10 protein-coding genes are annotated in these 8343 nt (G+C 50.7%); 3 read left to right on the forward strand and 7 right to left on the reverse strand.

Annotated features, from left to right (window positions below):
• Positions 1 to 21: 21 nt before the first annotated feature.
• Both ACO6V1_RS21130 and ACO6V1_RS21135 read right to left on the reverse strand, forming a co-directional pair.
• Positions 22 to 804, reverse strand: coding sequence for a murein transglycosylase domain-containing protein (locus ACO6V1_RS21130; RefSeq protein ID WP_422468375.1), 783 nt, complete (start codon positions 802 to 804; stop codon positions 22 to 24).
• Positions 805 to 1273: 469 nt separating this feature from the next.
• Entirely contained in the window at positions 1274 to 1444 is a 171-nt protein-coding gene (locus tag ACO6V1_RS21135; protein ID WP_422468377.1) for a hypothetical protein, read from the reverse strand.
• Here ACO6V1_RS21135 and ACO6V1_RS21140 point away from each other — a divergent pair.
• Positions 1434 to 1706: a hypothetical protein gene (locus ACO6V1_RS21140; protein ID WP_422461873.1), complete on the forward strand. Its 273-nt coding sequence runs from the start codon at positions 1434 to 1436 to the stop codon at positions 1704 to 1706. The two genes, ACO6V1_RS21135 and ACO6V1_RS21140, sit on opposite strands and share 11 nt — an antisense overlap.
• A 332-nt stretch (positions 1707 to 2038) precedes the next feature.
• Here the strand turns inward: ACO6V1_RS21140 and gloA are convergent, their stop codons facing one another.
• The 4 genes from gloA to purM are packed head-to-tail and all read right to left on the reverse strand — an operon-like array spanning position 2039 to position 5147.
• A complete protein-coding gene (gene gloA / locus ACO6V1_RS21145) occupies positions 2039 to 2446 on the reverse strand; it encodes a lactoylglutathione lyase (RefSeq protein ID WP_163372178.1) in 408 nt (135 codons plus the stop codon).
• A 40-nt stretch (positions 2447 to 2486) separates the two neighbouring features.
• Complete coding sequence (locus ACO6V1_RS21150) at positions 2487 to 3350, reverse strand: DUF3108 domain-containing protein (protein WP_422468379.1); 864 nt, start codon at positions 3348 to 3350, stop codon at positions 2487 to 2489.
• Positions 3347 to 4126, reverse strand: coding sequence for a phosphoribosylglycinamide formyltransferase (purN, locus tag ACO6V1_RS21155; protein WP_422468381.1), 780 nt, complete (start codon positions 4124 to 4126; stop codon positions 3347 to 3349). Before purN ends, ACO6V1_RS21150 begins: the two co-directional genes overlap by 4 nt.
• Positions 4101 to 5147: a phosphoribosylformylglycinamidine cyclo-ligase gene (purM, locus tag ACO6V1_RS21160; protein WP_422468383.1), complete on the reverse strand. Its 1047-nt coding sequence runs from the start codon at positions 5145 to 5147 to the stop codon at positions 4101 to 4103. Before purM ends, purN begins: the two co-directional genes overlap by 26 nt.
• A 345-nt stretch (positions 5148 to 5492) precedes the next feature.
• Here purM and ACO6V1_RS21165 point away from each other — a divergent pair, with 345 nt between their 5' ends.
• Complete coding sequence (locus ACO6V1_RS21165; RefSeq protein ID WP_422468385.1) at positions 5493 to 6656, forward strand: DUF2066 domain-containing protein; 1164 nt, start codon at positions 5493 to 5495, stop codon at positions 6654 to 6656.
• A 98-nt stretch (positions 6657 to 6754) separates the two neighbouring features.
• On the opposite strand, the gene ACO6V1_RS21170 is transcribed toward ACO6V1_RS21165, so the two are convergent.
• Positions 6755 to 6937, reverse strand: a complete 183-nt coding sequence (locus ACO6V1_RS21170) for a hypothetical protein (protein WP_422451012.1) — start codon at positions 6935 to 6937, stop codon at positions 6755 to 6757.
• A 46-nt stretch (positions 6938 to 6983) separates the two neighbouring features.
• On the opposite strand from ACO6V1_RS21170, the gene ACO6V1_RS21175 reads away from it, so the two are divergent.
• On the forward strand, positions 6984 to 8150 hold the full coding sequence (locus tag ACO6V1_RS21175) for an ankyrin repeat domain-containing protein (RefSeq protein WP_422468387.1): 1167 nt from the start codon (positions 6984 to 6986) through the stop codon (positions 8148 to 8150).
• Positions 8151 to 8343: the final 193 nt, after the last annotated feature.

An 8343-nucleotide genomic window follows, 5' to 3' on the forward strand; every position in this document is an offset into this window, starting at 1 on the left:
GGGGTTATCGAAAAACGCAACCTAAATATTTCCCTGATAAAAATCCTTCTGAGCGGTAGAGACTTTTTCCAGGTAACGCCTGCTTTCTCCTCGAGGGTGTTTCTGTGTCAGCGCCCAATATACCTGGTTTGGCTTCAGGCCATTGATTTTCTGTATGGCGCGGTCACGGCTGTTGCGGTCAAAGGTGGCGAACACGTTACCAGCGCCGCCATTATAGGCGGAGATGATCGTATATTTCCGTGACAGTGGATCACGGATCTGCTTCAGGTAATGATTTTCCAGCAGCGACAGATACGCTGTTCCGGTATCAATATTGTTATTGGGCTGGAAGAGCCAGTTTTTGCTGGGCTGGCCGGGCAGTTTTTTAACCTTGTCAAACACATCCCGACCTGCCGTTTTGGGTATGATCGGCATCAGGCCATAGGCATTTGACGAGCTGACGGCATAGGGGTTGAAGCTGCTTTCCGTGCGATCCAGGGTTTCCACATGAACCTTACCGGAGTCAAAATCAACAAATACCCGGGTTCGGTAGTGGTTGGTGTATTTCACATACTCTTTACTGCTGGCCTTTTTCTCATCCCCCCAGGCCACCCTGGCTTCCTTGATTAAGATGCGAACCAGTGCCTCAAAAGCAATGACGTCCTTTTCCCGGTCCATGGCAATGGCATTACCGGCAGGGCCAAGCTCCTTGAGTGCCGCGTTAGTGACGTAGGCGGTATGGCTATTGGCCTGCCCGGAAGAGCAACCGGTGATCAGAGGTGAGGATAATGCAGTCAATAAGATGAGGGTGCGAAGACGGGGCATTATGGCATCCATGTCGTTTATCGGTTCTGTGATTACTTTTCTGGATTTTGTAGCCGTCCGGATCCTCTGCAAACGTTATTGCCGAATCGAATACACTAAAGCAGAAGTATTAATTTTGAGCTGGGGTTTTATCGCAAGGCATTTATAAGATATTGAAATGTTACAATGAAGTGATATAAATCAATAGATTATTATATTTGTGGCACTGGTTGGGCATGGTTTGTCTGGAAGGCACCAGTGGCACCACCTTGGCGGCCCCACCTGGTACATGATTCCAATGAATTTGATGGGTTGTCGTGCCTCTGCACTTCGTTCGTCCTGAGGCTGCCGAAGGACGGAAGCTCCGGACTCTGATAGATCGTGGCAAGCACCCTTCGACTCCGCTCAGGGTGAACGGAGATTGTACTCGCCAAATTCATTGAAACTATGCATTAGGCGGCCCCACCCATATTCACTCAGACACTATGCGCTATGGATTGGGAATTTCGCGGGTTTTATTCACCACCACCACCACCACCACCACAGCCACCATCACCGCCACCGCTGTCGCATCCGCCATGTCCACTGCTGTCGCATCCGCCATGTCTACTGCTGTCGCATCCGCCATGTCTACTGCTGTCGCATCCACCATGTCCACCATCGTAGTATCCACCGCAATAATCGCTACTCAGCTGATGTGTGGCAAGTGCATGTGCTCTGCCCGAATAATTAAGATGGAATCTCAAGCCAAGGCCGGAAGTCAACTTATTCACATTCACAGTCATGTGCGGCTGATGAGTGATGACCACTCTGGAGTTAAGGGGGCGTGGATTTCGGTCACGATTGTCAGCGATATTAGTGTCGTCCCCTGGATTGTCATCGCGACAACAGGCAATGCATGCAGCGGCGATCGGGGTGGCTGAGGTGAGCCCGATTGTCGCACCCAGCCCGAAGCCGGTACCAAATGCCTCGATCGTTTTAGCACCAGCAAACAACGCAGTGATCCCACCGGCCGCACCACCTGCCAATGCACAAACACCGGCAGTAATCGGACAACAGGATTTGCACTCAGGGGGAAATAAATAGCGATCTATAAAAGTGCGATCTATAAAAGTGGATAGTGGCCCCATAGTGTTTTCCTCCATCAGAATTTTATTGTTATAAATTTGCACCTCACTATTTGACCTCCTTTTTTCTAAAAAGTTTCAAAAACTGCCGTCCTCGCTACGGGCGGGCACTATTCTCGACCAGCCTCTTAGCCGTTAAGCCCTTCAGACGCGGCTTTGGCTTGAATCAGCTCGATTTTGTAACCATCCGGATCTTCCACAAACGCTATTTCAGTGGTCCCCCCAAGCACCGGGCCTGGTTCCCGCGTAATTTTGCCGCCGGCCTTACGGATGGCATCACAGGTGGCATAAATATCATCAGCGCCCAGGGCAACATGGCCAAAGGCGTTGCCCAGATCGTACTGATCAGTGCCCCAGTTGTAGGTGAGTTCAATCACTGCCTGCTCAGACTCATCGGCATAGCCAACAAAAGCGAGGGTGTACTGGTACTGTTCGTTGTCGTGTTTTCTCAGCAGTTTCATGCCGAGAATTTCCGTATAAAACTCGATGGATCGATCCAGGTTACCAACACGCAGCATGGTGTGAAGAAATCGCATTTCAGGCTCCTTCAGGTTGCAGATATTAAAAAAGTAGTGATCAGGGATGTTTGGGGCGTTCTGACAGTTTGGTGGTTGGTTTCTTTTTCAGTGGCTTGCCGTCAATGGCAGCCTCTTTGATCTCAATGGTATAGGCCGTGCCTTTTTCTTCCTGCAGCAGCTTTACCAGAAAGTAGTCATGGTTTTTGGCAAACCAGATCCAGGTGGCCCGTTCATCACTGTCTCTTTGTATTTTGACTCTGACGGTTTTCAGGTTGCCAAGGTCCGTTTTTAATATCTCTTCACCTTCGATGGTGAATTGGCGTTGATAGACTTCATCGTCATCGGCAACGTCATAGTTTAGCGGTTGGCCGTGGGCAGCTGCCAGATCCATACGCAGTTTCAGCTGGTAACTCAGGTTGTCCAGGGTTTCCGGTTTCAGGTCCATCGACCACTGCCGGTCCCCCTGTTGCCAGTTGACCTTATTGCCGGACCAGTCAAAGGTGGCATATTCCGTTGGTTTGTTGCCCAGCCCGGTTCTTTGTTGCACGTATTGGCTGGTGATCAGTTGCACACCTTGACTGGCAAAATGGCTGGTCTCTTTCATCCCGAAAAATGCCGCATCGGCACTGAACTCAAGGGTCCAGGTGCCATCAGCATTTTGTCTCAGGGATCTTTCGCCGGAGCCACCAAAGGGCATCCCCTTGATGGATGCTTTATAGGTTGCGGAGTATGGCTTGAGCGTGAAAGCGCTATCCGGTTTTTTCGTCTGGGAGGCAGCAAAGCCGGTATTGCCCGCCAGCATCAGGGTCAGGGCAAGTGCCGCTCTCAGAGTGCCCGGGCCATAGTTGCCGGGATGGGTTGTTATGGATTCTTTCATGCTCACTGTGTGGCGATGAAAAAGCGTATGAATCGAATTGATCATGCCAGTTCCAGGGCGTTTTCCAGCAATTGGTAGCCCAGTGGGTCAACAGGGTGGTCATCCAATAGCACGTTGTCACCCTTCAGTTGCAGCCTGCCGGAGGTGATCAGATGTACGGCCAGGGGGTAAATCTGGTGCTCCATGGCCTGAACACGTTGTTTCAGACCCTCTTCATTATCGCCGGGCCCGACACTCATTGAAGCCTGAATGATTTGGGCACCACTGTCCAGTTCTGGTGTGACAAAGTGAACAGTACAGCCATGGCGGGTTTTTTTATCCGCAAGTACCCGGCGATAGGTGCCAAGACCTTTGTATTCCGGGAGCAGGGAGGGGTGAACATTGATCAATCTGCCTGCAAATTTTTCCACAAACTCGGGGCTTAGAATTTTCATATAACCGGCCAGTACCACCAGGTCCGGCTCAAAACGGTTAACCTCTTCTACCAGTCTCTGGTCAAAGGCACCCCGGGAGGAAAAGATTTTGTAGTCCAGACCAAGGGCCGCCACTTTGTGCTGTCTGGCCCTTTCCAGCCCGTAAGCCTCTGGTACGTTGCTGACGACCCCGACAATTTGATAACTGTAGTGATGTTCTTGATCCAGAAGTGCCTGAAGGTTACTGCCGTTGCCTGATAACAGAACGACAACTCGCTTTTTCTCGCTCACTGCTGTTTCCTGAATGCTTTCAATGGTTTTGTGATTGGAATCCGGTTGGCCAGAGTGACATGGCACCCGGGCCAGATATTGGTCAGGACGGTTATTGAAACACCACAGGATCGCCATCGCTGTCTGCGGATTCAATATGGCCGATAATGACGCTTTCCTCTCCCAGCGCTTCCAGACGCCTGATTGCCTGCTCCCGATGGCTTTGTGGGATGCAGAGCACCATACCGATACCACAATTGAAAGTACGGTACAGTTCAAAGGTCTCAATATTGCCTTTTTCCTGCAGGAAACGGAAGATGGCCGGGATTTCCCAACTCTGTGTGTTGATCACCGCACGACAGCCTTTGGGAATAACCCTTGGCAGATTCTCTGGCAAGCCGCCCCCGGTGATGTGGGCCATGGCGTGGATCGGCAGTTCCTTTTGCAGCTGCAGCAGTGATTTGACGTAAATGCGGGTTGGTGCCATCAGGTGTTCTGCCAGAGGCTTGCCTGCCAGCGGGGCGCTGAGGTCAGAACCGGCGACTTCCAGAACCTTGCGGATCAGTGAATAACCGTTGGAGTGTGGTCCGCTGGATTTCAAACCGATTAACACGTCACCGGGGGAGACGTTGCTGCCATCGATGATTTCAGACTTTTCAACCACGCCGACACAGAAACCCGCCAGATCGTAATCGTCGCCCTGGTACATCCCGGGCATCTCCGCTGTTTCACCCCCGATCAGGGCGCAGCCAGACTGTTCACAGCCTTTGCCAATCCCGGTGACCACGCGTTCAGCCACATCGACATTTAATTGCCCGGTGGCGTAATAGTCCAGAAAGAACAGCGGTTCGGCACCACAAACCAGCAGGTCGTTGACGCACATGGCCACCAGATCGAAGCCAATATGGTCATGCATCCCCAGGTCCATGGCCAGCTTCAGCTTGGTACCCACGCCATCGGTGCCGGAAACCAGAACCGGTTCTTTGTACCCGGCTGGCAGTTGGCACAGCGCTCCAAAACCGCCCAGGCCACCCATTACCTCAGGGCGGGAAGTGGACTTTGCCACCTGTTTAATGCGCTCAACCAGAGCGTTGCCAGCGTCGATATCGACACCTGCATCCTTGTAACTCAGGGAGGTTCTGGAATCCGATTTGTTCATTGATATCAATCCGCTTGTTGCCAGAGCTTGTTACCACCGGCGGTGCCGACAGTGTTTTAATCCGGACTGTTCACTGACCGGGGGCGGTGTTCAGTCCAACACGGTTTGGGTGGATGAAGGCGGCTATTCTAGGAGGCTGCGGTATTTATCGCAATGCTGTTACCGCATTGTCGCTGATGTCTGGTGGTAATTTTTGGTAATTTGGATCTGATTTCAGGGTTAGAAGTGATTACCATAGTGCATTTTCAATGCCCGCAGTTGTCCAGACGTTGGCAAATGCAGTATTTTTTGCCGGATTTATGGCAGAATGATGTTCATTTGATTTTTATGTACAGGATTTTATTGATGCCTGTGGCTAAGCGATGCAACGCTCTCCTGCAAAACCTGATCAGTCCGCTGACCTTCTTGTCTGCCCCTGAAGCCCGTTCAGCCGTTAAGGCGGCCACTCTGGTGGTGGGTCTTCTGGTATTTTCCATATTGCCTGAAAATACCCATGCAGCCTTGGTCAAAGGGTTATACAGTCAGGAAGTGCCAGTGTCCGGACAAAGTTATCAGGAGCGGGCGGATGCCATGTCCCAGGCTCTGGCGGAGGTGCTGGTGAAAGTGGCTGGACAGCGTGAGGTACTGGCCAACAGTGTGGTAAAAAGTGCACTGGCCAAGCCGGAAGCCTATATTCGCAAGTTTGGTTTCCGCAGCTCTTCTGCTGATCAGGCGTCCTCCCTCAACCGTCAGCAGTATTTGCAGGCGGTATTTGATGACCAGGCAATTAACCGCCTGCTGCGCAGTGCCGGTGTTGCCATCTGGGGACAGAGCAGACCATCGACACTGGTGTGGCTGGCGGTGGAGAGCGTTGGGCAGCGCTCAATCGTCAATGCCTCAGGGACTCTTCCCGCGGTGTTTGCCGAGAGCTTTCAGGGGCGGGGCTTGCCGGTGCTCTTTCCTTTGATGGACTTTGAAGATGCCGGGGCGATTTCAACCGTTGATGTATGGGGCGGCTTTACCCACAAATTGCAGGACGCTTCCCGGCGTTATGGTTCTGAATCGATTCTGACCGGGCGTTTGTCCCGTGCTCTGTCACCGGACGCTCTGGCGCAAAACGAACGCTACAATGGTCGGTTGACGCTGATATTCCGGGGGATGAGTCAGTCTGTGGCGGTTAATGGCCTGGATGCTGTTGCGTTGACACAGCTGGCCGCTGATCTGGTAGGCACAACCTTGTCCCGGCACTATGCCATTAATGTCTCCGATGCCAGTGGCAAGACTCTGCTGGTGGTTGAGAATGTTGCCAGTCTGGACGATTATGCTGCCCTGAATAAATACCTTGAGCGGATAACCGCCATTCGTGATGTGTCTGTTCATCGGGTGGCAGGTTCAACGATTGAGTTGGAGCTGGTTATTGATGGCTCTGAAAGCCAGTTGGCCGATGCCCTGGCCCTGGGTCGAAACCTCCGGCCGGTTGCACCGGGTTCTGACTCTTCGGCAACTATGCGCTACAGTTGGTCCTACTGACAGGCTCCTGACTGTTTGCCGTCAGAGTTACGCTATGCGGTGGTCCATGTGATTAGTAGTGATAGTTCTTGCACAACCAGCTGGAGTTATTTGCGGTATCAAAGCAATACCGGGGATGCACAGGTTGTAGCTCCTGTAGCCAGAAATACTAAACCATTATCGTGTTTTAGCCGGTCACTTTGGTCTCTGGAAAATACCCCGACCTGCCCTGGCTTGAGCAATCGTTTTTCAGAGATTGGTGAACCGGTCAGAAGGTCGGTTTCCTTACCCGATTTGACCATTTGCCCCTGTGAAAATAATGAACCTTCCAAGTGTGGCAAAAAGAGGATGCCAGCGCTTTTGTCGCAGGGGGAGGCAAAGCAGTGGGGCAGGGAGTCTGAGTTAAATAGTGATGGAGGTCATGCTGCCGAATGTTTACTCACCGCTATCGAAAATAATGATAGTGAAGTGGTCCAATCCCTAATCCACGAGCCTCTTCTTGATTTTAATATGGAGGTAATCAGTAAAACTTCGCGTCGTTGGTGTACTCCTTTAATGCTGGCGATTGAAAGAAATTTTCTGGAGCTTGCCAGGATTATACTCAAGGTTGAGACGGTTGAGATTAACAGGGTTTTGGGTTCGAATGCTTTGCATGTGGCGGCACAAGAGGGTAATGCCGATGCTGTAGATCTGCTAGTGCGTTCAGGGGCAGACGTTAATGCCCGGGATGTGAATGGCTGGACAAGCCTGATGAAAGCCTGCAAGACAAAAAATGAGGATATTGTCAGATTGTTGCTTGATTATCAGGCAGATGTGACATTGGTTAATCTGTTCGAATTATCGGCCCTCAATATACTGGTTAATGATGATGGTGCTGAGAGACCCGATCTACTGGTGTTGCTGATTGAACATGGGGCTCCTGTTGATCAATGCGACATGAATGCCTGGTTTCCGCTGATAATAGCCATCAAGAATGGGTGCTTGCAGTATATTCGAGTTTTGCTGGGTGAAGGCTGGGAAAAAGCGACCTGTCAAAACGAAGGGCTGGTTTTTTTGTTTGCAGCTGTGTATGGGAATGAGTCCGTACTCAGGTATTTGTACGACAAAATGCCGAAGAACTTTTTGTCGTTTAAGGATGTCGATAAGTATTGCTCATTGCGAGGCATTGATGTTTCTCACTACAAGACGGTATTAACATTATTAAAAGAAAGGTATGGGGATCTTTTATCGCCTGAACTACCAGAAACTTTTTTTTCTCTGAAAAGCCAGTGTCGTCGAGTCATTCAACGACAGATGTTAGATAGAGGTTTTGATCAGCTTCCCCTGCCGGCAAATTTGAAAAACTATTGTGCTCAGACTCAATTACCCATCCTTGTGGATAACGAGGAAGAACTCCGGACCTTTTATAGATCTGAATATGAAACTGAAGATCGTGAAGATTGGTTCCTGACATGGGGCAGTCCATCTCCGGTTGATTCTGTGGATTGGTTTCATGAAGAATCCTGGGGTATATAACTATCGCCTTTGAAGTTACTACTTGCTTATAGCCCTGCCCAAGGCCGAGATAATTATGGTACTCTTGCACCACCTGCATAGAAACGACAAGGCCAGCAATCTTTGCCATGCCGGAGCAGCCGAAGAGAAAGACTGATACACTTTTGTTGTCCTGTTGTTGTCATACTCTTTCTCTGTTAACAAACAGCCCATA

Source organism: Endozoicomonas sp. ALC013, from assembly GCF_049310205.1.
GTDB lineage: Bacteria > Pseudomonadota > Gammaproteobacteria > Pseudomonadales > Endozoicomonadaceae > Endozoicomonas.

Bases quoted from the DNA above. Each gene is read 5' to 3' on its own strand.
- ACO6V1_RS21135 (WP_422468377.1), bottom strand. From the start codon at position 1,444: ATGGTGGACATGGTGGATGCGACAGCAGTAGACATGGCGGATGCGACA.
- ACO6V1_RS21170 (WP_422451012.1), bottom strand. From the start codon at position 6,937: ATGGTCAAATCGGGTAAGGAAACCGACCTTCTGACCGGTTCACCAATC.
- ACO6V1_RS21150 (WP_422468379.1), bottom strand. From the start codon at position 3,350: ATGATCAATTCGATTCATACGCTTTTTCATCGCCACACAGTGAGCATG.
- ACO6V1_RS21130 (WP_422468375.1), bottom strand. From the start codon at position 804: ATGCCCCGTCTTCGCACCCTCATCTTATTGACTGCATTATCCTCACCT.
- ACO6V1_RS21140 (WP_422461873.1), top strand. From the start codon at position 1,434: ATGTCCACCATCGTAGTATCCACCGCAATAATCGCTACTCAGCTGATG.
- purM (WP_422468383.1), bottom strand. From the start codon at position 5,147: ATGAACAAATCGGATTCCAGAACCTCCCTGAGTTACAAGGATGCAGGT.
- gloA (WP_163372178.1), bottom strand. From the start codon at position 2,446: ATGCGATTTCTTCACACCATGCTGCGTGTTGGTAACCTGGATCGATCC.
- ACO6V1_RS21165 (WP_422468385.1), top strand. From the start codon at position 5,493: ATGCCTGTGGCTAAGCGATGCAACGCTCTCCTGCAAAACCTGATCAGT.
- ACO6V1_RS21175 (WP_422468387.1), top strand. From the start codon at position 6,984: ATGCCAGCGCTTTTGTCGCAGGGGGAGGCAAAGCAGTGGGGCAGGGAG.
- purN (WP_422468381.1), bottom strand. From the start codon at position 4,126: ATGGCGATCCTGTGGTGTTTCAATAACCGTCCTGACCAATATCTGGCC.